The following is a 25,008-nucleotide window of genomic DNA, read 5'->3' on the forward strand; positions in this document are numbered from 1 at the left end:
AACCAGCATTCTTTGGTGTTCCAGGAGTTAAAGAAAATGGATTTACTCTTTGGTCTTTTGAAGACGCTATAAGAATAAGAAAACATATAATAGAAACTTTTGAAAGAGCTGCAAAAGAAAGAGATTCTAGTAAGAGAAGAGAAATGCTTACATTCGTAGTAGCAGGATCAGGTTTTACAGGAATTGAAATGGCTGGAGAACTTTTAGAGTGGAAAACAAAACTAGCTAAAGAATACAAATTAGATGAAAATGAAGTAAAAGTTATTGTAGTTGAAGCTTTAGGAACAATCCTTAATATGCTTGATAGAAAACAAGCAGATAAAGCTGAAAAGTACTTAGCTAAAAATTGTGTTAAGGTATTAAAAGACTCACCAATAGTTGAAGTTACAAAAGAAAACATCAAACTTAAAACTGGTGAAATCATACCTACTCAAACATTAATTTGGACATGCGGTATCCAAGGAAGCCAAGAAGCGAAAGAATATGGTTTAAAACTTGGTAGAGCTAGCAGAGTTGAAGTTAATCAAAACATGGAAGCAGTTGGACAAGAAGGTGTTTATGTTGTTGGAGACTTAGCAATAGCTAATGATGAAAAGGGCAACATCACTAATCCACAGATCGTTGAAGCAGCAGAGCAGACTGCAGCAACAGCTGTTAAGAATATAATGGCTCATATGGCAAATGGAGAAAAAGTTAATTTTGCTCCAAATTATCATGGTTTCATGGTATCAATTGGTGGAAAGTACTGTGTAGCAAACGTTGGAGGCATGAAAATGTCGGGCCTTATGGCTATGATGACTAAGCACATGGTTAACATGTACTACTTATTTGGAGTAGGTGGACTTTATTTAATCTGGAGATATTTACAACATGAATTCTTCCACATGGAAGATAACAGAACTATCATAAGAGGACACGTATCTTCTCATGGTAATAGATTATGGCTTGTACCTTTAAGATTGTACATTGGTTGTATGTGGGTGTTAGAGGGAGCTAAAAAGTTCTTTGGTGAAGGAACATGGGAAGGTGCTACAAAGAGCTTTAGTTCTTTAGGCGATTTATTTAAGGGTATTGGAGCAGACAGCTGGTTAAAAGCTGGAAATGTTAAAATGCCGTTTGAATGGTTACAAGTTGCAGGTACTTCAGGAGCATCAGCAGGCGCAGAAGGCGGAGATGCAGCAGTTACTTGGGCAACACCAATACTTAAAGAAATGCCAGGTTTCTTTAAAGCAATAATGGAATTTATGATTCCAAATCCAGAAATAGCTGTTTGGTTCCAAAGAATGGTTGTATTCCTTGAACTAGGAATGGGACTTGCATTACTTGCTGGATTATTTACATGGCTTGCAAGTGCAGCATCAGCATTTATGGTAGTTAACTTTATTCTTTCAGCAATGGCTGGTTGGGAAATACTATGGTACTTCTTCGGTTCAATAGCATTAATGGCTGGAGCAGGTAGAACATTAGGATTAGATTACTATGTAATGCCATGGCTAGGAAAAAAATTAGGCACATGGTGGTTTGGAAAAGATAAAGCAATATACGGATATGACAACGATAAAACAGTTTCAATGTAGTAAGTAAAATTAGTTAAGCATCTATGAAGATATAAAGAAGTATCTTTATAGATGCTAACTTTATGTAATGAAAGTTAATGTTTCAAGGCTTATAAATATCCTTTAAATTTAGTTGTTAAGAACTTGATTTCTAGATAAGATGTCGTTGGATTACCTTATATAAATCAGTTTATTAAGATTATTATCCCTAATAGAGGAATAGATAAGTAGCATTCTACAGATAACTAAGTTTAGGGTTTATTTTTACAAATAGAATTAGCAGAGGTTGATATTATGAAAGTGAACAAAATGTGGGATAAGTATCCAGAATTAAAAAAAGATTTAGAAGGTGTTCTTTCTTTAATGGATAAAAGCATTAAATGTAAGGATAAAAAGATTGAAAATTCCATAAAAGAATTAATTTATTCTGGTGGTAAACTTCTAAGACCAGCTTTTTCTTTAATATCATCAAGATTTGGAACCTTTAATGAAGAAAAAAGTAGATCAGTTGCAGGAGCTATTGAATGTCTTCATATAGCTACCTTAGTTCATGATGATGTAGTGGATGATGCAAAAACTAGAAGAGGTCAGGAAACTCTTCAATCAAAGTATGGTAAGGACTATGCAGTTTATATTGGAGATTATTTATTTTGTGTTACTTTCAAACTTCTATCAACACATTCTTCTTCACTAGGGAATATTAAGATAGATTCAAGGGCAATGGAAAAAATTTGTCTTGGTGAAATTGATCAAATGAACTCAAAGTTCCTAATAGATACATCAGTAAAGAAGTACTTATCTAGGATTCAGGGTAAAACTGCAGAACTATTTTCTTTAGCCTTTTATATGGGATCATCTGAAGCAGGCTGTAGTGAAAAACTTAGTAAACAATTTTGGCAAATTGGTCATAATATAGGCATGGCATTCCAAATAATCGATGACATATTAGATTACTCTGCTGAAGGAGAGGTACTGGGTAAACCAGCATCAGCTGATATAAAACAAGGTATATTTAATCTTCCATTAATTTATGCTATGGAAAAGAATAAAGAGGTCTTTAGAAGCATATTAGAAAAGGAAATTATTGATGATGAAGATGTAACTCTTATAATGGAATTAGTAAAAGAACATAAAGGTGTAGAAAAAGCTATGGAATTAGCAGAAAAGTATACCCAAAAAGCTTTTAAGCTTATTAATAAGCTACCTGAAAATGAGTATAAACATATATTATTAGAAATAACAGAGAAATTATTAAGCAGAAATTCTTAGATAAAAGCATCCTTAAAGGGTGCTTTTTTAATGCGTATTTTTAGAATGTGTTATAGATAACTTGTAAAACTCTATAAAAAATTATAAAGGCTATTTCATTATCCATGGTAATTGTGTCTGTGCTTATATAATTATGTTCTAGATTGTTAGGACATTTTTAATGAATAAATTCCCATATAGATCATAGAATATAAAATCTTATAATGTCATAAATTTTTATGATGTTATATTAGACTGGTAAGTACGTCTTAAATTATTGTGAATATGATAATTAGGAGGTGTTTTTAATGAAGGTGGATATGGTTTTCGAAGGTGGAGGCGTTCTTGGAATTTGTTTTGTAGGTGCATTAACATCCTTGAAGCAGCATGGATATGAAATAGAAAGGTGTGCAGGTACTTCAGCAGGAGCTATTATGGCAGCATTAGTGGTGGCTGGTTATACTATTGAAGAATTATATAATATAATTGGAGATACTGATTTTACAACTTTTCAAAAAGCAAGTAGATACTTGAAAATACCAATACCTAGAACTGTTCAGTTTATTTCTAAAAATGGAATATATAATGGTAATAATATAGAAGATTGGATAAGACCATTATTAGAGGCTAAGGGAGTTACAAAATTTAAGCATGTAATGAAAAATGGTAATAGTAGATTAAGAATTATAGCTTCAGATATAACTAAGGGAGATATGTTAGTCCTTCCTGAGGACTTAAGAAAGTATGGCATAGATCCAGGGGAATTTGATATCGCAACTGCAGTGAGAATGAGTGCTAGCATTCCTTTTTATTTTACTCCCCATATTTTGAACCATAGAGAAGGGAGTAGCTACATTGTAGATGGAGGACTTCTAAGCAATTTTCCTATTTGGATTTTTGATGTGGAAGGATTACCAAGGTGGCCGACCTTTGGATTGAGATTAGAAAAAATAAAGGAACAACATAAGAGCAAAAAATGCAACTTATATAGATTCACAAAAAATGTAATAAGTGCTCCTATTGATATCAATGGTGAAAGGTTTATTAGAGATAAAGACTTAATTAGAACTATAATCATTAAGTATAAGAATATTTCTTCCACTGACTTTCGGAAGGTTAATAAATATAAAGATGAGCTTTTCAAGCTAGGTTATGACTATACTGAACAGTTTATGAATAAATGGGATTTTAGGAGATATCTTAGTACTAGAACTTTTAATTCTAAATAATAGTCAGAAATAATAAATTTGATAATTTGGGAGTAGGAATTGTTTAGAGATATAAGTATATACTAATTAAAGCAATATATTTGAATTAATTTATAAGAGGAGTGTTTATAATGGGAGTAAGCAATGCAATGACTGCAGATTTTTTACGTTCTGCCTATGGTGGAGAAAGTATGGCTCATATGAGGTACCTTATATGGGGAGATTCAGCACAAAAAGATGGATATCCTAATATTGGAAGGCTTTTTAGAGCAGTAGCTTATGCAGAGTGGGCTCATGCTAAAAATCATTTTAATGTGTTAAAAGATCAAGTTGGAGATAATACTGTGCCTGCAGGAGCGGTTTTTGGCAACACAAATATTGTAGAAAATCTTCAAGGAGCAATCAATGGAGAGCTTCATGAAGTGGAGCAAATGTATCCTGTATACTTAGAAACTGCTAAGTTTCAAGAAGAAAAGGATGCTCAAAAGGCATTTCACTATGCATTAGAAGCAGAGAAGATTCATGCTGATATGTTTAAGATGGCTCAAGATCAAGCTAAAGAGGGAAAAGATATTGGAAGTGAAACAATCTATGTATGTCCAATTTGTGGATTTACTGAAATTGGAGACAATGTGGAAAAGTGCCCAGTTTGTGGCGTAAAAAAGGAAATGTTTAAGGCTTTCGAATAATAATAACTTAATATGAAACTAACTAGGTATTTTTAACAATGGAGATATTATTTAAGTAAATATTGTTGTTACTTAAAAGCAAATAAAGAACATAGGCACTGAATTGGAATTTCTCATAATTCTAATTTCAGTGCCTTTAAGCTTACACTTTAAATCCAGAAGTTAAGTCCTTAAGTTTTCTTGCCATATTAGCTAGCATTTCTGTGGTTTCATCTATTTCATTTATAATAATAAGCTGTTCTTCAATGATTGCACTAATATTTTCGGTGCTTCCAGCAATTTCATTTGAAGTATCAGCAATATTATAACTCTATATAGAAAAGGCTACTTTGGTATTTTCTTTTTTAATACTAACATTTATGTTAATATTAACTAGATACATTAAAAAGAAGTTAAGATATTATTGTACCTGGTCCAATTTAAGGGACAATATAAAAATTTACTAAATGAATTAATTTATATGTTTATGAAGTTAATAGATATATATAAGCTGAGAGGATGTTTTTATGAGTAAAATATTAGTTCTTGCTGAAAAGCCTTCCGTTGGAAGAGATTTAGCCAGAGTTTTAAATTGTAATAAAAAAGGCAATGGATATTTAGAAGGAGAGAAATACATAGTTACTTGGGCCTTGGGGCATTTAGTAACCTTGGCAGATCCTGAGGCTTATGATGAAAAGTATAAGTCTTGGAGAATAGAAGATTTGCCAATGCTTCCTAAGTATTTAAAATTAGTTGTAATTAAGCAAAGTGGCAAGCAGTTTTCAGCTGTAAGAGAAGCAATGAATAGAAAGGATGTCTCTGAAATTGTAATAGCTACAGATGCTGGACGTGAAGGTGAATTGGTTGCTAGGTGGATAATTGAAAAGGCAGGAGTTAGAAAGCCGCTAAAAAGACTTTGGATTTCCTCTGTTACAGATAAAGCAATCAAAGAGGGATTTAATAAATTAAAGCCAGGCAAAGACTATGAAAATCTTTATGCCTCAGCAGTAGCTCGTTCAGAGGCAGATTGGGTAGTTGGAATCAATGCTACTCGTGCACTAACTTGTAAATATAATGCACAATTATCTTGTGGAAGAGTTCAAACTCCAACGCTGGCTATCATTGCTAGGAGAGAAGAGGAGATAAGAAACTTCAAACCGAAAGGTTACTATGGAATTACTGCTACTACTAAAGATGTAAAACTTCAGTGGCAAGATAGTAAAACAAAGGATGTTAAGACCTTCGATAGAGAAAAAAGAGATAAACTAATGGGTACACTCAGAAATAAGAATGCGGAGATTGTAGATGTGAGTAAGACTCATAAAAAATCTTTTGCACCACAGTTATATGACTTAACAGAGCTTCAACGTGATGCTAATAGAATATTTAGTTTTTCCGCAAAAGAAACTCTTTCAATTATGCAAAAGCTATATGAAAGCCACAAGGTACTTACTTATCCAAGAACGGATTCTAGGTTTATAACTACAGATATAGTGGACACTCTAAAAGATAGAGTTAAGGCTATATCAGTGGGTCCATATTCAAAGGCTGCCTTTAAGATTTTAAAAGGGTCCATAACTGGAAGTAAATCTTTTGTGGATAATGCCAAGGTGTCAGATCACCACGCTATAATTCCTACAGAGGAAGTTCCAAATTTAAGTTCTTTTAGTGATAAAGAAAGAAAAATTTATGATTTAGTTGTTAAGCGTTTCTTGGCAGTGCTATATCCACCTTTTGAATATACTCAAATTGCAGTTACTGCAAGCATTGGAGGAGAAAGCTTTATTGCAAAAGGGAAAGTTATAATTTCTCAAGGTTGGAAGGAAGTTTATGATAATAACTTCGAAGAGGAAGAGAGTAAGGAAGATATAAGAGAGCAAATTATGCCTAACTTAAATAAGGGAGATATTTTAAAGGTAATATCTTTAAGTGAAACCAAAGGAGAAACTAAACCACCAGCTCCATTTAATGAGGGAACGCTACTTTCAGCCATGGAAAATCCTGTGAAGTACATGGATACGGAAAATAGTGCATTAAAGAAAACTATAGGAGAAACAGGGGGGCTTGGAACCGTTGCAACTCGAGCAGATATAATAGAAAAACTTTTCAACACTTTCGTAATAGAAAAGAAGGGTAAGGATATCTTTGTTACTTCTAAAGGAAAACAACTTTTAGAGCTAGTTCCAGAGGATTTGAAATCCCCAACCCTAACAGCACAGTGGGAGCAGAAGCTCGCTGCAATTGCAAAAGGTAATCTAAACAAAGATACCTATATTAATGAAATGAAAAATTACGCAAAAGAAGTTGTTGAAGAAATAAAAAACAGTGAAGAAAAGTTTAAGCATGATAATATGACGAGAAATAAATGTCCTGAATGTGGAAAGTACATGTTAGAGGTAAACGGTAAGAAGGGCAAAATGCTGGTTTGCCAAGATCGAGATTGCGGGCATAGAAAAGGCATCGCTAAGGTAACAAATGCAAGATGCCCAAATTGTCATAAAAAACTAGAGCTTCGTGGTGAAGGTGAAGGACAGGTATTTGTATGCAGCTGCGGACATAAAGAAAAGCTTTCAGCCTTCAATGAGAGAAGGAAAAATGAAAGCAAGAATGTATCTAAAAAAGATGTAGCTAGAATTATTAAACAAAATAATAAAGCAAATGATGAACCAATAAATTCAGCATTAGCAGAAGCACTTGCGAAACTTAATTTGAAATAAATTAATAGATATAAACATAAAGCTACCTGTTTTCAGGTGGCTTTTATGGAGAAAAGGGAGAACACAAATGATACTGGATGCTTTACAAAGCGTTTTAACAATATTTTTAATGGTTGCGTTAGGTACATTTTTAACTAAAAAAGGTTGGTTTGATGAAAGTACAGGAAGGCTTTTTTCAAAGATAGTTATAAAGGTTTCCTTACCAGCCTTTATGATTTCTAATTTGACTTCATCTTTTACAAAAGATATGCTTTTGACATCATCCCTTGGAATTGTAATTGCTTTTTTAAACATGATAATTTGCTATATTCTTGGACAAGTTTTGGGGAGAGTTCTTAAGATAAATAAAAATAAAATAGGACTTTTTAGCGTTATGTTTGGATTGTCTAATAATATTTTTATAGGGCTTCCTGTGAACATTGCTCTATTTGGAGTAGAAAGTACTCAATTTGTGCTACTTTATTTTCATTGGATTCTCTAAAAAATGTGATAACTCCACCCATTATTACTTTTGTAATTTCTGTTATATTAATTCTTTTGGATATTAAATTACCTAAGTTTTTCTTATCGGCTTGTACCTATGTGGGGAACCTGACAACGCCACTATCTATTTTCTTTATGGGGATAACGCTAACTAGGTTAGATAGAAAATCTATAAAATTTAACAGGGAGACTATAGTAGTGATCTTGGGAAGATACGTAATAGCACCTGTAATAATGGTCTTATTAGTAGGGGGACTAAATTTTCCTATGTTGATGAAAAAAGTATTTATTGTTGAAGCCGCCATGCCAGTGATGACCCAAGCTGCAATTGTAACTGAAGCTTGTGGGGGAGATTATAAGGAAGCTACGGTATTATGCACCTTAACAACTGCAATGAGTTTAATATTTATACCAATTTGTATTGTGCTTTTTAATTATTTGTAACTACACAAAAATGCAAAACTAATACTTTCCAAAGACAAAATATTATAAAGGTGCTATAATATTTGAAGTAATAGAATATTACACGAAATAGAATATTACGCCAAGTAAAATATTGTACAAAATAAAAAATATACGAGATAGTATGTTTTATAAAATAGAATTTTACAACATAACTAATTAGAGGTGATATATAATGAGCGAAATTGCAGGAGTGGGTTGCGAAATATTAGTACCACTTAATGAAAGAAAACCCCTTGAAGAAATAGAGAGAAGTTTAATTAAAACATATAGAAAAACTGTTTGGTCAAAGTTTATAAAGGCAATAAAGGATTATAAGCTAGTGGAAGAGGGAGACAAGATTGCCGTTGGTATTTCTGGAGGTAAGGATAGCTTAATTCTTGCGAAATTATTTCAAGAGTTAAAGCGTCATGGACAAATGAAGTTTGAAGTGGAGTTCATTGCCATGGATCCAGGATACCATCCACAGGTTAAGGAATTACTTATAGATAACTGTAACTACTTAAACATACCAATTCATCTATATGAATCTGGAATTTTTACCGTAGTGGATAAGATTGCAAAGGATTATCCTTGTTATATGTGTGCAAGAATGAGAAGAGGTTCTCTTTATGCCAAAGCTCAAGAACTTGGATGTAATAAATTAGCCCTTGGGCATCACTTTAATGATGTTATTGAAACTACTATGCTTAACGTACTTTATGCAGGGAATTTTAAAACCATGATGCCAAAGCTTAAGGCAACTAATTTTGAGGGACTTGAACTTATTCGTCCACTTTACTATGTGGAAGAAGAGTATATACAAAGATTCACTCAAAATGCTGGAATATGGCCACTTAACTGTGCTTGTATGGTGGCAGCGAAAAAAATCGGAAACAAGCGTTATGAAATAAAAGATATGATTAAAAATATAAAGGAAGACTTTAAAGATGTTGATAAGTCTATCTTCCGTGCAGCACAAAATGTTAACATGGAGGCCATCTTAGGTTGGGAAAAAGGTGGAGAAAAACATTCTTTCTTAGATTTTTATGATGAAGAATAAGGGATAAATGAAGGACTATTTTCTAGTAAATATACTGGAAAATAGCCTTTTTTATTTATAGAAGATTCAATCGAAATACTCAAAAAATGCTGAAGACAGTAGCCTATAGCAAATATACATCTTATAACTTAAAATTTGAAGAAAGCTGTATGAATAATAAAAACCTTATAAATAAATAATACATTTAATAATGTTTGTATAAAGGAGATTTTTTCTATGAGAAATTATAATAGATCGCTATGGCTTGAAACTACACCTATTACAGATTATGAAACCTTTAGAGGTGAAATAAAAACTGATGTGGCAGTGATTGGTGGAGGAATTGTAGGGATTACAACGGCCTATCTTTTAAAGAAAGCAGGGTTAAGGGTAACTCTATTAGAGTCAAATAGAATTTGTGAGGGAACTACTGCTAATACCACAGCTAAAGTTACTTCGCTTCATGATATATTTTATACTAAGTTAACAGAAAACTATGGGAAAGAAAGCGCAGCTCAATATGGACTTGCCAATGAAAAGGCTATTAAAAAGATTAGGGAAATAATTGAGGAAAATAAAATAGATTGTGATTTCAAAGAACAAATTAATGTAATATACACAATGTTAGAGGAAAATCTACCTATGATACATGAAGAAATTAGAATAGCTAAGTGTCTAGGACTTCCTGCAAGATTTATCGATAAATCCAATCTTCCTTTTGATATAAAGGGAGGAATTGCCTTTGATAATCAAGGTCAATTCCATCCTAGAAAGTATTTATTAGCTCTTGCAGAAAAAATAGACGGTGGAGATTGTCACATTTTTGAAAATTCACGAGTTGTAGATTTAGAAAATGAAAACAAGGGATATAAGGTAATTACCAAGGAAGGAACTGTTTATGCTACTAATGTTGTTGTAGCGACTCACTTCCCAATTTTTGACAGATACGGTTTATATTTTGCTAAAATGCATGCAGAAAGATCCTATGCATTAGGAATAACGGCACCAGATTTCCCGCTTGATGGTATGTATAAAAGCTATGAGAACCCAGCAAGATCCTTCAGAACTCAAGATGTTATGGGGCAGCAGTATATAATTCTTGGAGGAGAAGGTCATAGAACCGGAGAGAAAGTAGATACTCAGGAATGTTACAATAATTTATTTGAGTATGCAAAGGTTATTTATGATGGAAAATTTGAGTTGCATTGCAAATGGAGTGCTCAAGATATGATTCCATTAGATGATATTCCGTACATAGGACAATACGGTAAAAATACTGATGGACTGTATGTAGCCACTGGGTTTAAAAAGTGGGGAATGACTAATTCCACAGTGGCTGCCATGATTATCTCCGATGAAATATTAGGTAAGGTAAATGATTATAAGGAAATTTTCTCTTCTCATAGATTTGATTTAGCTCCATCCATAGTTGAGCTTGGTGGAAATATGAAGGAAGCCACTAAGAAAATAATAACTGCAAGGCTTAATAACACGGGAAGAACCATTGAAGACTTAAAAAATGGTGAAGGAGCTCACGTGACTTATAAGGGAGAAAAGGTAGGAGCTTATAAGGATGAAGAAGGTAGAGTTTATATAGTGAACATTGTTTGCAAACATTTAGGTTGCGAACTTGAATTTAATGATGCAGAAAAAAGTTGGGACTGTCCTTGTCATGGATCTAGATATACAGTTAGAGGAGAAATTATTGAAGCACCAACTACAGCTCCATTGGAACTAATAGAATTATAATAAAAGTTAAAATAGTAACATCAAATGTAATTAGATGTTACTATTTTTCAATGTTTAAATAAATTTGAATATGAGTGAAGTTTTATTAAAACAAAATATAAATTCTATAGTATTATTTTCTCTACTCAGTGTAAATAATAATACCGATACAATATATTTTAAAACTTATTAATATGTAAGAACTAACAGTACTAGTGAAACTAACAAGATTAATGAATTTGAAGAGTACAAAGTTTAATTAACTACAGAAAAGTGAGGGATTTAGAATGCAAACTGGAATTGTAAAATGGTTTGATAATAACAGAGGATATGGATTTATTTCTTGTAATGAGGGGAAAGATGTATTTGTGCATCATTCACAAGTAAAGGAAAAGACTCATGATAAAGATTTACATGAAGGTGAAGAGGTTTTATTTGATGTAGTAGAAAGAGAAAAAGGACTTCAAGCTATTAATGTACAAAAAATGGAGTAGAAATAAATATTAAGATTCAGTTATAGTAAAGGCAAGTAGATTTAAAATTGATATACTAATATTGACTAACATTACCCTAGGGAAGAAACCCTAGGGTTTTTGAAAATGGTAAATCAGTTTGTAATAATAAATAGCAAAACTGACAATTTTGTGGTATATTTAAATTTATATAAATAATAAAAATTGCTTATGAATGGAAAATATCCAGCTCATCTCGACTTGATATTTATTTCAGATGACTTGTTGGAGATATTTAAGAATAATGAAAAAGGAAGTGAATTTAATGGCAGATAACTATACAAGTACTTCGTCAAACTTTATTAAAAGGATTGTAGTAGATGACCTACAGACAGGAAAACATAATGATATAATAACTCGTTTTCCACCAGAACCAAATGGTTATCTACATATTGGTCACGCAAAATCAATAGTATTAAACTTTGAGTTAGCGGATGAATTTAAAGGTAAAACAAATCTTCGTTTTGATGATACGAATCCAGTAAAAGAAGATACAGAATATGTAGAATCTATAAAGGAAGATGTTGAATGGTTAGGATTTCAGTGGGATAATTTATTCTTTGCATCAGATTACTTTGAAGAAATGTATGATAAAGCAGTGCTTTTAATTAAAAAAGGCAAAGCATTTGTTTGCGACTTATCCGCAGAAGAAATCAGAAAATATAGAGGAACTCTAACAGAGCCAGGAAAAGAAAGCCCATTTAGAAATAGAACAGTTGAAGAAAATCTAGATTTGTTTGATAGAATGAGAAAAGGCGAATTTAAGGATGGAGAAAAGGTTTTAAGAGCTAAAATTGATATGAGTTCTCCAAATATAAATATGAGAGATCCTGTTATTTATCGTATCGCTCATGCAGCTCATCACAACACAGGAGATAAATGGTGTGTTTATCCTATGTATGATTATGCTCATCCAATTGAAGATGCTATAGAAAATATTACACATTCTATTTGTACTCTTGAGTTTGAAGACCACAGACCACTGTATGATTGGGTAGTTAAAGAATGTGAAATGAAGAGCCAACCTCAACAAATTGAGTTTGCGAGACTTAATATGACTAATACAGTGATGAGTAAGAGAAAGCTTAAGGCTCTTGTAGATGAAAAAGTGGTTGATGGTTGGGACGACCCAAGAATGCCAACTATCGCTGGACTTAGAAGAAGAGGATTTACACCTGAAGCAATTCGTAATTTCTGCAGAGAAATTGGAGTTGCTAAAAATGATAGTATTGTTGATGGACAAATGCTTGACCATTTTATAAGAGAAGATTTAAGTCCTAAAGTACCAAGAACTATGGGAGTTTTAAGGCCATTAAAGGTAGTTATTACAAACTATCCAGAAAATGAAAGTGAAATATTAGAAATAGAAAACAACCAAGATGATGAAACTATGGGAAAAAGACAAGTACCTTTCTCAAGAGAAATCTATATAGAGCAAGATGACTTTATGGAAGAGCCACCTAAAAAATACTTCAGATTATTTCCTGGAAATGAAGTTAGACTTAAGGGTGCATACTTCATAAAATGTAATGATTTTTTAAAGGATGAAAGTGGAAGAGTAGTAGAAATTCATTGCACCTATGATCCTGAAACTAAGAGCGGCACTGGATTTACTGGAAGAAAGGTTAAAGGTACAATTCATTGGGTAGATGCAAAATCTGCAGTTGAAGCAGAATTTAGATTGTATGATCCATTAATTCTTGATGAAAACCAAGATGAAAACAAGGATTTCTTACAGAATATTAATCCAAATTCCTTGGAAGTTTTACAAGGCTATGTAGAGCCAAATATGAGCAGCGCAAGACCAGAGGATAAGTTTCAATTCTTTAGGCATGGATATTTCAATGTGGATACAAAATATACTAATGAAGAAAAGTTAGTATTTAATAGAATAGTATCTTTAAAGAGCTCATTTAAAATAGAAAAATAATCATTTTAAAATTAAGTATGAATCTTTAATCAAAATTATGGTTAGTTTATCAAAATTATAAAATAACAGTGATAAATTAACAGCTATAAATAAACCTTTTCTTCAAATACTATATTTACAATATATTTGAAGAGGAGGTTTTTTATAATGAGAAAAATGCCCAAAGGAATGCATGAAGATGCCATAGAAGCAACAAAAAATTTACTAAGAGAAAATGTAGGTATGGAAGAAATAGCAGCGATAACAGGATTAAAATCAGATGAGGTACAGGAAATACAAAGGAAAAATAATATAAAGGGAATACAAGAATAAAAGAATCCTATAATAGAAATGGAAGTTTTTATTTTGTAAAAACCATGACATTTTATTTTGAAGCATAGAGAAATGTACTAAATTGCGGAGTTTTAGCAGAAATATATAAATAGTAGATTGATTAAAGAAAATATAAAAGAAGTCACAATACTTGCTTTTCTTTTAGAAATGCATAAAAACTTAAGTTTAAAGGTATTCTATTTATGAGAAATAAGTATGTTTCATAAAACTTAAAAATTTTATGAAACCTATAACACTTGTAAACTTTAATGAAAATGGAGGTTTTGAAAATGAAAGCAAGAATTGAAAAAGATGACTGTATCTCATGTGGATTATGCCCAAGTCTTTGTCCAGAGGTTTTTGAGTTTGAAGATGATGGAAAAGCTGGAGTAGTTGTAGACGAAGTTCCATCAGAAAATGAAGATAGTGCAAAAGAAGCGGCAGAAAGCTGTCCAACAAGTGCTATAATTATCGAATAAAAGCATAATATAATACTTATTAATTATTATAATCATAATAATGATTGAAAAAGCCAAGATAATATATCTTGGTCTTTTTTTATTTAAGAATTTCATATAATAAAGCCAATAAAAGCATGCAACTAAGAAATAAATCCTAATTATTTTAAAAAAAATTAAAGTGATTTAAATAAAATTAAAAAATCCAAAATTTCACATATAAAAATATATTCTAAATTTTCAAACAATTATCTTAAATTATGTAGAAATATTCATAATACAGTAAAAAAACAATTAATAATTTGATATATATGTAAATAATATTAAATTACTATTAACAAAATAAAAACTTTTTGCTTTTAACATATTTATAATTGTGCTAAAATATATTTAAACCATGAAATATTTTAGGGGGGCGATTATATTGTTAAAAAAAGTACTTGCAGGAGTATTAACTGGGTTAATGGTTCTAGGGATGGTTGGCTGCGGTCCTAAGAGTCCAGTAACAAGTGGCGGTGAAACCAAAGAAAAGGATTACAAAATTGGAATCATAACTGGTACTGTTTCTCAAGGGGAAGAAGAGTACAGAGCTGCTGAAAAAATGAAGCAAAAATATGGGGACAAGATAGTACTTCAAACTTATCCAGATAGCTTTATGAAAGAACAAGAAACAACAATTGCTAATACACTAACATTAGCATCAGATCCAGATGTTAAAGCTATAGTATTTGTTCAAGCAGTGCCAGGTGCATCTGCGGCAATAGATAAAGTTAAAGAAAAAAGACCTGATATGTTATTTATAGCAGGGGTTCCAGGTGAAGACCCAGCTATGATAGCTGGAAAGGCTGATGTAATATTACAAGCAGACGAACTTGGTATGGGCAGATCTGTTATAGAACAAGCTAAGAAACAAGGTGCTAAGACTTTTGTTCATTACTCTTTCCCAAGACATATGTCTTATGAGTTACTTGCTCAAAGAAGAGATTTATTTAGAGCTACATGTGAAGAATTAGGATTAAAATTTGTTGATGCAACAGCACCAGACCCAACAGGAGATGCTGGAGTTCCAGGAGCACAACAATTTATTCTTGAAGACGTGCCAAGAAAGGTTCAAGAGTTTGGAAAAGAAACAGCATTCTTTAGTACAAACTGTTCAATGCAAGAACCACTTATTAAATCAGTATTAGCACAAGGCGCTATATTCCCACAACAATGCTGTCCATCACCATACCATGCTTATCCAGGTGCATTAGGAATACAAATTCCAGATGACAAAAAAGGTGATGTAGATTTTATAGTTAAAGAAATAGGCAAGAAGATAGAAGAAAAAGGTGGAAAAGGTAAATTCTCAACTTGGCCAGTACCAGTAAATATGTTATTCGTTGAAGCTGGAACAGAGTATGCTATGCAAGTTATAGAAGGAAAAACTAATGGCAAAAATGATAAAGCTAAGTTACAAGAAGTTATTGCTAAAGTTTTAGGTAGCGAAATTAATGTTACACCTTTAAAAGATAGTAAGGCTAATAAAACTTATGACAACTACTACCTATTATTATCAGATTATATTAACTTCTAGTAGTATCCAAAGTTTACTGAAAATTTAAAACAGTTACAATTATTTGAATAAAATTAATTGTTTCTGAACTAACAACTCCAGCATAAGAATTATATAAGTTAGCAAAGAAATTTCTTTGCTAACTTTCCTTTAGATAATGAAAAACTCAGTTTGGTAAGGGGATTTGGCACATAATAACTAGTGAGTCTTTAATATAGATGCAATTTATTCAAACCTTGAGGGGAGGCAAAAACATGGAGAAGAAATATGTGCTCCGTATGGAGAACATTGAGAAAGAGTACTTTGGAAACTCGGTACTTAAGGGTGTTACTTTAAATATTAAACCTGGGGAAATACATGCACTACTTGGGGAAAATGGTGCAGGAAAATCTACATTAATGAATATTTTATTTGGAATGCCTGTGATTCATTCTACAGGAGGATTTAAAGGACAAGTATATTTAAATGAAGAGCCAATAGAGATAAAATCACCAAAGAATGCCATGGATTTAGGAATTGGTATGGTTCATCAGGAGTTTATGCTTATTCCAGGTTTCACAGTGGCAGAAAATATAAAAATAAATAGAGAGATTACTAAAAGCTCTTTTGCTAGTAGAATATTTGGGGAAAATCTTAAAACCCTTGATTATAAAGCTATGAATATGGATGCTAAAGTTGCATTAAAAACCACAGGAATAGGTATAGATGAACTTGCTTATGTATCTAGCCTTCCAGTAGGATATATGCAGTTTGTAGAAATTGCGAGAGAAATAGATAAGAAAAATCTAAAAGTCTTGGTATTTGACGAACCTACCGCAGTTCTTACAGAGAGTGAAGCAGAAACGCTGCTTGCTGCTATGAAGAATATTGCTAAAAGTGGAATTGCAATTATCTTTATTACTCATAGATTAGATGAAGTTATGGAAGCAGCAGACAACATCACAATTTTAAGAGATGGACAACTAGTTGCGACTGTTGAAAAGAAAAATACAAATGTAGTTCAACTAGCAGAATATATGGTAGGAAGAAAACTTGAAATCCTTAGAAAAGAAGAAGAAAAGAAGAGTTCAGATCAAGCAACTTTACTAAGCATCAATAACTTAGTGGTAGAAATGCCTGGTGAAAGAGTAAAAGGCGTAGATCTTCAGGTTAAGAAAGGTGAGATTTTAGGACTTGGAGGACTAGCAGGTCAAGGAAAAATAGGAATAGCCAATGGAGTAATGGGACTTTATCCAACTAGTGGAGAAGTTTTATTAGAGGGAAAACCATTAGTACTTAATTCTCCTGAAGGAGTTCTTAAAAGTGAGTTAGCCTTTGTATCTGAGGATAGAAGAGGTATAGGCTTACTTCTTGATAATTCTATTGAGTTAAATATAGTAGTAACTTCTATGCAAATAAACGATGGCTTCTTTAAAAAGTTCGGCCCTGTAAAAATGATAGATGCGAAAAATGTAAGAAATTATGCCAATTCTATGATTAAAGACTTAGATATAAGATGTACAGGACCAACTCAACTTACAAGAAGGTTGAGTGGGGGAAATCAACAAAAGGTATGTATCGCAAGAGCACTTACCTTAAATCCAAAGGTATTATTTGTATCAGAGCCTACAAGGGGAATAGATATAGGAGCTAAAAAGCTAGTGTTAGATACTTTAGTTAAGCTTAATAAGGAAAAAGGAATGACAATTGTTATGACTTCTAGTGAACTAGCAGAGCTTAGATCTATTTGTGATAGAATTGCCATAATTACAGAAGGAAAAGTAGCTGGAATATTAAAACCAGAAGCTCCTGATGCAGAATTTGGACTTTTAATGTCTGGGTTAAATGCAGACACAAAAATAGAAAGTGAAGAGCAAAAGGGGGTGAAAGTAAACCATGGAGAGAATTAGAGAATTTGTTGATAAAACTGGATTACCTAGATTAATTATAGGGGGATTATTTATACTTCTTTGTTTCTTAGCAATTCCAATGAATTTAAATATGGCTACTCTTTTTTCAGATATATTAGTTAGATTTGGAATGAATGGAATACTAGTACTTGCTATGGTACCAGGTATTCTTTGTGGGATAGGGCTAAACTTTGGAGTTCCTATTGGAATACTTGCTGGAATTTTAGGCGGACTAATCAGTGTACAAATGGACTTAGTAGGGTTTCAAGCCTTCTTTGTTGGTACTATAATTTCTATAGTTATTGCTGCAGTACTTGGATATGTTTATGGATTGCTGCTTAATAAGGTTAAGGGCGATGAAATGATGATTGGAACCTATGCTGGGTTCTCTGCAGTATCTCTTATGTGTATCGGTTGGCTATTATTGCCTTTCACAAGTGATGAGATAAAGTGGCCAATTGGGCAAGGTCTTAGAACTACTATAACGTTGGAAGACCGGTTTGGTAAGGTTTTAGATAACCTCTGGAGCTTTTCCATAGCTGGAGTAAAAATTCCTACGGGATTAATTATCATGTTCTTAGTTTGTTGCTTAATAATATGGCTTTTCCTTAAAACTAAAACTGGAATAATGATGACAGCAGCAGGTAACAATCCTAAGTTTGCACATGCTTCTGCCATAAAGGTAGATCAAATGAGAATTATTGGAACTACAATTTCTACAATCTTAGGAGCTGTAGGAATCATGGTTTATTCTCAAAGCTATGGATTTATTCAGTTATATACAGCACCTATGAATATGGCATTCCCTGCAGTTGCTGCAGTGCTCATAGGGGGAGCGTCTACTAGAAATGCAAAAATTTCTCATGTTATTATTGGAACTTTCTTATTCCAAGGATTATTAACCGTGGGACTTCCCGTAGTTAACTCCATGTTTACAGAAGGTAATCTATCAGAAGTTATAAGAATAATAGTTAGTAATGGTATTATAATTTATGCCTTAACAAAAGCTAAAGGAGGTGGAGCTGATGCATAGTAATGGATTATTTGCAAAGGCAAAAGAGTATATATTTAGTAATATGGTTACCATATTATTCATCATTCTTTGTTTGATTGGGTTAAATTTGTCTGGTCAACCCTTAACTTTAGTTCTAGATGAAATAGTAAACAGAATAGCTAGAAACTTATTTATTGTATTATCTCTTATAATTCCAGTTATTGCAGGGATGGGGCTTAACTTTGGTATAGTAATTGGTGCAATGGCAGCTCAAATTGTTATTATTGCAGTAACCCATTGGGGTATTGTAGGTATTCCAGGATTTTTATTATGTGTAGTATTAACTACTCCTATTGCTATAGTCTTTGGATATCTTACAGGTAAGCTTCTAAACATGACAAAGGGTCAAGAAATGATAACTAGTATGATTCTTGGAATCTTTGCCAATGGACTGTATCAACTTTTATTCTTATTCCTAGTAGGAACTGTAATTCCTATGAAAAATCCTAAGCTTATGATAAGTGGTGGAGTTGGAATAAAAAATACAGTAGATTTAAATGGTGGAATTAAGTATGCTTTAGATAATTTATGGAAGCTATCACTTTATGAATTAGTTTATTATGTAGCTTTAATCGGTATAATTGGCTATGTGGCAGCTATAATTTATAAAGTAGTAAAGAAAAAGGGGAGCATTACAAAACAAATTGTTATGGCTGTATTAAGCTTAGTAGCAGTTATTGTGTGCCAACTTCCAGAAATTGCGAAAATTTTGATATATGTAAATGTACCGATGGTAAGTATATTTATTTTAGTTGTATTATGTGCCTTCAATGTGTTCATCTTTAAAACTAAGATGGGGCAAGATTTCAGAACTGTAGGACAAAGTGCAATGGTTGCTAATGCATCTGGTATAAATGTAAATAAGACAAGAATTAAAGCTATCATAATTTCTACAGTTCTAGCAGCTTGGGGACAAATAATATTCCTACAAAACATAGGAACATTGAACACATACGGAAGCCATGAACAAGTGGGTATGTTCGCTATTGCGGCTATATTAATAGGCGGAGCTTCTGTATCTAAAGCAACAAATAAACAAGCTTTTCTTGGAGTAATTCTATTCCATACTCTGTTTGTAGTATCTCCAACAGCAGGAAAGAATTTATTTAATAATGCTCAAATAGGAGAATATTTTAGAGTATTCGTAGCATATGGAGTAATTTGTGTATCACTTGCACTTTATGCTTGGAAGAAGATTGTACAGGATAAGCGAGATTTAAAAATGTAGGTTTTATAAAATTATTGAATAAAGAAAGTAGTTATATAAAAGGACACTCTTTGAGGAAAAATAAATGCATTAAGCTTAAGTTTATTGAGGCTTAATTATGAAAATAAAGCAAGGTATCATAAAAATGATACCTTGCTTTTTAATGTTAAAATAAAGTTTAAAGCATTTATAGATACAAATGTTTTACATAGATATATCATTAACAAAAGAAAGTTCTAAAGGAATGTTTTCACTTATTAGATTATTTAAGCTGTCTAAAAAAATAGCCTTATATAAATTAAGGTATAGGATAAGAATATATAAGGACTAAACAATTTTTAATGAGGATGATTAGTATTAAATTAAGGTCATCATTAATAGATGACATGTAAAAATTTTTAAAAGTTGTCTAATATAATCTGAAGCAGGGAGTATTAATATGCTAAGGAAAAAAAATCTAAATAGACAAAAAGATGTGGTTAATAATAAAAATAAAGAACAAGAAAATAATATGGATAGTTTTCTAATAGCTTTAGTTAAGAATAAAGTGGAGAATAAAGACTTCACTAAGGCTACTGGTATATTAGAACTAAGTTTTTCAGAGGAAGCATATATCAATTGCACCTTTAGAGAGATAGAATTTAAATATATTAACTTTTCTAATGTGATCTTTGAAAATTGCTTATTTGAGTTGTGTAGCTTTTATCATTGTAGTATAGAATATAAAAGTATTATGGAGATTTTCCATGGGACTTTACAAAGATGCAACTTTAATTTATGTGACTTAAATGGGGTTATTATAAAAAGGTGCAAATTAAATGAAGTGTCTTTTAGAGATGTTAGTTTAAGTAAGTCCAACTTAATAAAAGATAGCTTTAACTCAGTTAAATTTATAGATGATTGTAGCCTTATAGATTGCATAATCAGGGATACTTGCTGCTGTTTTAATATATTATTTGTAAATGAGAAGTCATATACTAAATTAAGTTATGGCTCATATATAGGATCATTTAATTATAAAGATAATTACTATTGCCTGAGAAATAAATCTAAACATCGCTGTGAAAAAAAAGATCTTCATATTTCAAATAGTTACATCACTTTTGGTAATCAGTATCTAAAGAATGATATTCATGATAAGTATGGAGAATGTTTTTACCAAAGTAAGCTAGCTAAGCATAGAACTTTAAAAGGTATAAAAAAGTTTGTTTCAAGTGCTTCAAACCTTGTGTGTGGTTATGGAGAAAAACCTTTTAGAAGTTTTGGGGTATCTTTGATTATAATAATAATTTGTGCAATAATATATTTATTTACTGGGATAAAAACTCAAAGTAGAGTAATTGATTATCATGAATTATTTGTGGCAAATGGTCTTCCAGAACTTTTTCAAGATTTATTATATTGTATTCACTTTAGTGTAGTTACTTTTTCTACCACAGGCTATGGAGATTTGGTACCCTATGGAAAATTAAGTATGTTCATTGCTAATGTTGAAATAATTACTGGAGTAATTATGGTGGCAATTTGGACCTCCACATTAGTGAGGAAAATGACTAGATAAGTGAGAAAAGTTTTACTTTTGATTCCACTATATTCCAGTGAGTAACGGAATAAGTCATGATATAATATAGATAAGTTTAGTCATTTATTGGTTATAATAGATATGAAAATTCACACGTGGAATAGAAGTTGATATAGCATATATTAACATTACATCATATTAAGGGGGTGAAGTGGTGAAATCAAAACATAGTAATTTCAATAAGTACAAAAATGACAGATTTTTTGTTTTTAAGGGAAAAATAAGTGCTGGCAAAACTCATACTGCAATTAGGAGAGCAGCTTACTTAAGTAACGAATATTGCCTATATAATAGTGATAATATACTTTATATTACTAATGAAGAAAAGCAGTACATAGGCGATATTTATAAGGATTTAAGGGAAAGTAATACTAACATAACCTTCTTTAGCGCCATTAATAATTCCTTTGAGGTATTAGCTGTAGATGAGTTAATAGATTCATACTTTAATTCTTATAGTAAAAAATCTAAAAATACATACAGTATATTTGAAAATGAAGAAGATAAGATTAAAGTGATTTTAGAAGGAATAGGAAAACTAAAACCACAGTATCCAAAATCAAAATTACTAAATAGTAAAAACTCTAATTTTCTTCTTGAGGAAATTGAATATATAAAAAGTAATGGAATAGGAACCTTGGAAGATTATCAGGGTTTTATAAGAAAAGGAAAACAAAAAAAGATTTCTAAAAACTCATCATCAAGAGAAGTTATCTATAGTCTACTTATATTTTATAATAGCTTCTTAAAGCAAAATAATCTCATAGATTCAATTGATAAAGAGGTTTTAGCTAGAGAAGAAGGAAGTAAGAAAAGTAGTAAAAAATATACCCACATAATCTTAGATAATAGTGAAGAACTTACAAGAACACAACTTCAATTTGTAAAGACCTTATTTAAAAATAAATCTTATAGCAATTTTGTAGTTGTAATTAATGATAAGGGTAACGCAACTCCACTTACATACTTCACTGGCAATAAGGAAATTAAGGGTTTTTATGGTGAAAATAAGTACAAGGTTATAAAGTTTAAAGAAAGAGCTATTATGAAACAGCTTTCTTTAAATAGTGATGAACACCTTTCTGAGGAAAATCTAGTAAATGATAATAATGATAAATGTGGAAACACATTTATCAGTAAAAGTATCCAAGAGGTCGAATCTATAACCTTAAAAGAAGAGGATATTACAAAAAAAGATGATTTATTAGACGGTCATAAATTCAAACAAGATGAAAAGCTTTTAAATTATAAACAAAATGAGAAGGATTCACAGATGAAAATGGTTAATTCATATATGGAGTATTTCGGTTATTATGATTTTAAAAATAAGAAAATTTATGATTTTGCGGTAGATAGCAGTAGCTACAAGGAAATTATTTTAGAACCTAATGGTGATGGACAAACATTAAAAGAAGATGAGTTAAGATCAGTGGCTATTTATAGCGATATTGCTGCAGGAGAGCCAATACTTATAAGTGACGAAATTGAAGGGGCTTTTAATATTCCAACTTATTGGTTAAAGGGAGTAAAGGATGCCTTTATGTTAAAGGTTAAGGGAAATAGTATGATAGGTGCTAACATTCATGATGGTGATTATGTACTTATTAGAAAACAGAGTATTGCTAATAATAGGGATATTGTAGCTGTAGATTTAGATGGTAATGCTACATTGAAGAGACTGTCAATAACAAAAGAGGGTATATTCTTGATTCCTGAAAATCCAAAGTATGATCCTATAAAAGTAGAAAATGAAGATGCAATGATTATTGGAACAGCCATTGGAGTTATAAGTAGAAAATAAAAGCAGGGAACATTGAGTAGGAATAGTTACAGTTTTAGATAACAGATGATAATATATTTACTTAAAAATCACAATCTATAGCATAAGAACTACACCCCTTAGGAAAATCCTTAGGGGTGTTTGAGTTTTATAAAGCTAAACTGATATTCATATTTTTTAAGAAAGTATCTTAGAAGCTTTAATATGGATAGTAAAATATTTATTCTTCATCTAAGTCGATAATTATTACTTTACTTAATGTAAATAAGGTACAAGTATTTCTTTTTGTCTTACAGCTACAATCTTCAATGCATTCAGAGATTTCAATAGGGGTGAAATTTTTATTACAATCTTTACTACAAGTACAGTTCTCGCCACAATTGCAGCCGCTGCCACAGTTACAATTTTCCTCATTGCAATTGTAATAACTGTCAGTGAGACAAGTTCCAAGCTTGCAATTATTGGTTTTATGGTCAGGCTTTTGTTGCGTGTTATCCGAATTGTTCATCTTTCTTCTCCTTTAACAACATTTTGGAAGGATAAGTCTCCAAACATCTGTATGTGGGGGTTATCTTTCTGTAAAATGAAAGTATTCATTATTTAACCATGCTTTGAAAGATTAAATAACCTTATAAGTTAAGGTATATTTGCGTTTATACGAACTTCCATTTAAGGTTATTGAAGAAATTCAATTAGTAGGTTTTTAGTAAATATTAAAATAAATAAGAATACGTAATCTTATTACAAATTATGGTCATACTATATACTATGAAAAAATTGATAATTTGCTTATAATAAATAGATTATTATAAGTGCTTTACTGTATAATAAGGCTGTAAGAAAGTTTTGCAATATTATGATTTAAGTAATTATTAATTTTAAAAGATTTCAATTGGCTTCTTAGAGGAGCTTTATAAGTAGTAATTCATATATAAAGTTAATGTTTATATAAACCATAATGCTAAACCACATATACCTAATGATTTTGTATTTAGAAAGGAAGATTATTATGTTACAAAGGATTAGATTAAACCTAGAGGCAGTAGAAGCAATGCTATATTACTGGCAGGCAGCTAGTGAAAAGGATATCATTGCAGAAAAGTTTTTCTATGATGTAGCTGAAATGCCTGCATTAAGTGCTGCTTATGATGAAGAATTCAATGGTGAATCGGTTAGAAGAGCACTAAGCGCCATAAAAAATAGGGAACCGTACCGTGGAAACAAAAAAGAAAAGAAGTTTTGGAATAACAATATGTGGATGATGGAGGATTTAGAGTATACTAGATCTATGGCAAATCCCCTAAAGAAATTAAATTTGGATTCCTTGGTAAATGAGTTAAAGGATTTTAAAGGCAATGAGAATATTGAGGAAGTAGAAGTTATATTTTCTCCATTACATTCAGATGAATACATTATTTCAGGAAATAGACTTATTATTAATTTCTTTAGAATAAAGCCAAGTGATACAAACGAAGTTGCATACATTGGAGAAAAGATATTAATAGATTATGTAAAAGAAAAAATAGTAGAGTTATTGGAAAAATAGTAAAAAATAAAAAAATTAGAAGGGGACTAGGGTTATTGCTCAGGTCCCCTTTTAACTTGAAAAATAAGTTTGCTGACTTTAAAATGATTAAT

The 25,008-nt window shown here is 31.5% G+C and carries 21 protein-coding genes; 20 read left to right on the plus strand and 1 reads right to left on the minus strand.

From position 1 onward, the window contains the following. From RR409_RS03695 to RR409_RS03785, 19 genes are all read left to right on the plus strand, one after another. A partial coding sequence (locus RR409_RS03695; protein WP_332556373.1) for an FAD-dependent oxidoreductase occupies window positions 1–1,577 on the plus strand: 1,577 nt, incomplete at its 5' end. A 273-nt stretch (window positions 1,578–1,850) separates the two neighbouring features. Then, entirely contained in the window at window positions 1,851–2,825 is a 975-nt protein-coding gene (locus RR409_RS03700) for a polyprenyl synthetase family protein (protein ID WP_332556374.1), read from the plus strand. 287 nt (window positions 2,826–3,112) lie between these two features. Next, window positions 3,113–4,033 carry a patatin-like phospholipase family protein gene (locus RR409_RS03705; RefSeq protein ID WP_332556375.1) on the plus strand — a complete coding sequence of 307 codons (921 nt, stop codon included), beginning with the start codon at window positions 3,113–3,115 and terminating at the stop codon, window positions 4,031–4,033. Between the two features lie 110 nt (window positions 4,034–4,143). Continuing rightward, window positions 4,144–4,701 (plus strand): rubrerythrin family protein, encoded by a 558-nt coding sequence (locus tag RR409_RS03710; protein WP_332556376.1) that lies wholly within the window; start codon window positions 4,144–4,146, stop codon window positions 4,699–4,701. Between the two features lie 506 nt (window positions 4,702–5,207). Further along, window positions 5,208–7,397, plus strand: coding sequence for a DNA topoisomerase III (locus tag RR409_RS03715; RefSeq protein ID WP_332556377.1), 2,190 nt, complete (start codon window positions 5,208–5,210; stop codon window positions 7,395–7,397). 67 nt (window positions 7,398–7,464) lie between these two features. Then, window positions 7,465–7,878 carry an AEC family transporter gene (locus tag RR409_RS03720; protein WP_332556378.1) on the plus strand — a complete coding sequence of 138 codons (414 nt, stop codon included), beginning with the start codon at window positions 7,465–7,467 and terminating at the stop codon, window positions 7,876–7,878. Between the two features lie 5 nt (window positions 7,879–7,883). Then, window positions 7,884–8,324 (plus strand): AEC family transporter, encoded by a 441-nt coding sequence (locus tag RR409_RS03725; protein ID WP_332556379.1) that lies wholly within the window; start codon window positions 7,884–7,886, stop codon window positions 8,322–8,324. A 193-nt stretch (window positions 8,325–8,517) separates the two neighbouring features. Further along, a complete protein-coding gene (locus tag RR409_RS03730) occupies window positions 8,518–9,384 on the plus strand; it encodes an ATP-binding protein (RefSeq protein ID WP_332556380.1) in 867 nt (288 codons plus the stop codon). Window positions 9,385–9,600: 216 nt separating this feature from the next. Beyond that, window positions 9,601–11,112 (plus strand): FAD-dependent oxidoreductase, encoded by a 1,512-nt coding sequence (locus RR409_RS03735; RefSeq protein WP_332556381.1) that lies wholly within the window; start codon window positions 9,601–9,603, stop codon window positions 11,110–11,112. 266 nt (window positions 11,113–11,378) lie between these two features. Further along, window positions 11,379–11,585, plus strand: a complete 207-nt coding sequence (locus tag RR409_RS03740; RefSeq protein ID WP_332556382.1) for a cold shock domain-containing protein — start codon at window positions 11,379–11,381, stop codon at window positions 11,583–11,585. A 283-nt stretch (window positions 11,586–11,868) separates the two neighbouring features. Further along, window positions 11,869–13,533 (plus strand): glutamine--tRNA ligase/YqeY domain fusion protein, encoded by a 1,665-nt coding sequence (locus RR409_RS03745; protein WP_332556383.1) that lies wholly within the window; start codon window positions 11,869–11,871, stop codon window positions 13,531–13,533. A 147-nt stretch (window positions 13,534–13,680) separates the two neighbouring features. Continuing rightward, a complete protein-coding gene (locus RR409_RS03750) occupies window positions 13,681–13,845 on the plus strand; it encodes a hypothetical protein (protein ID WP_332556384.1) in 165 nt (54 codons plus the stop codon). 290 nt (window positions 13,846–14,135) lie between these two features. Further along, window positions 14,136–14,324 (plus strand): ferredoxin, encoded by a 189-nt coding sequence (locus tag RR409_RS03755; RefSeq protein ID WP_332556385.1) that lies wholly within the window; start codon window positions 14,136–14,138, stop codon window positions 14,322–14,324. A gap of 403 nt (window positions 14,325–14,727) precedes the next feature. Next, window positions 14,728–15,879, plus strand: coding sequence for a DUF3798 domain-containing protein (locus RR409_RS03760; protein ID WP_332556386.1), 1,152 nt, complete (start codon window positions 14,728–14,730; stop codon window positions 15,877–15,879). A 233-nt stretch (window positions 15,880–16,112) separates the two neighbouring features. Then, on the plus strand, window positions 16,113–17,747 hold the full coding sequence (locus RR409_RS03765) for a sugar ABC transporter ATP-binding protein (protein WP_332556387.1): 1,635 nt from the start codon (window positions 16,113–16,115) through the stop codon (window positions 17,745–17,747). After that, complete coding sequence (locus RR409_RS03770; RefSeq protein ID WP_332556388.1) at window positions 17,734–18,780, plus strand: ABC transporter permease; 1,047 nt, start codon at window positions 17,734–17,736, stop codon at window positions 18,778–18,780. The genes RR409_RS03765 and RR409_RS03770 overlap by 14 nt, the downstream gene beginning before the upstream one ends. Beyond that, the gene (locus RR409_RS03775; RefSeq protein WP_332556389.1) at window positions 18,773–20,029 is read left to right on the plus strand and encodes an ABC transporter permease; all 1,257 of its coding nucleotides are present in this window, start codon (window positions 18,773–18,775) and stop codon (window positions 20,027–20,029) included. Before RR409_RS03770 ends, RR409_RS03775 begins: the two co-directional genes overlap by 8 nt. Before the next feature lie 418 nt (window positions 20,030–20,447). Next, window positions 20,448–21,569 carry an ion channel gene (locus tag RR409_RS03780; RefSeq protein ID WP_332556390.1) on the plus strand — a complete coding sequence of 374 codons (1,122 nt, stop codon included), beginning with the start codon at window positions 20,448–20,450 and terminating at the stop codon, window positions 21,567–21,569. A gap of 175 nt (window positions 21,570–21,744) precedes the next feature. Next, the gene (locus RR409_RS03785; RefSeq protein ID WP_332556391.1) at window positions 21,745–23,391 is read left to right on the plus strand and encodes a S24 family peptidase; all 1,647 of its coding nucleotides are present in this window, start codon (window positions 21,745–21,747) and stop codon (window positions 23,389–23,391) included. Window positions 23,392–23,590: 199 nt separating this feature from the next. On the opposite strand, the gene RR409_RS03790 is transcribed toward RR409_RS03785, so the two are convergent. After that, a complete protein-coding gene (locus RR409_RS03790) occupies window positions 23,591–23,878 on the minus strand; it encodes a hypothetical protein (RefSeq protein WP_332556392.1) in 288 nt (95 codons plus the stop codon). Window positions 23,879–24,379: 501 nt separating this feature from the next. On the opposite strand from RR409_RS03790, the gene RR409_RS03795 reads away from it, so the two are divergent. After that, window positions 24,380–24,916 (plus strand): hypothetical protein, encoded by a 537-nt coding sequence (locus RR409_RS03795; protein WP_332556393.1) that lies wholly within the window; start codon window positions 24,380–24,382, stop codon window positions 24,914–24,916. Window positions 24,917–25,008 lie beyond the last annotated feature (92 nt).

Origin of the sequence: Clostridium sp., from assembly GCF_036642255.1 — a bacterium.
Lineage (GTDB): Bacteria > Bacillota > Clostridia > Clostridiales > Clostridiaceae > Clostridium_J.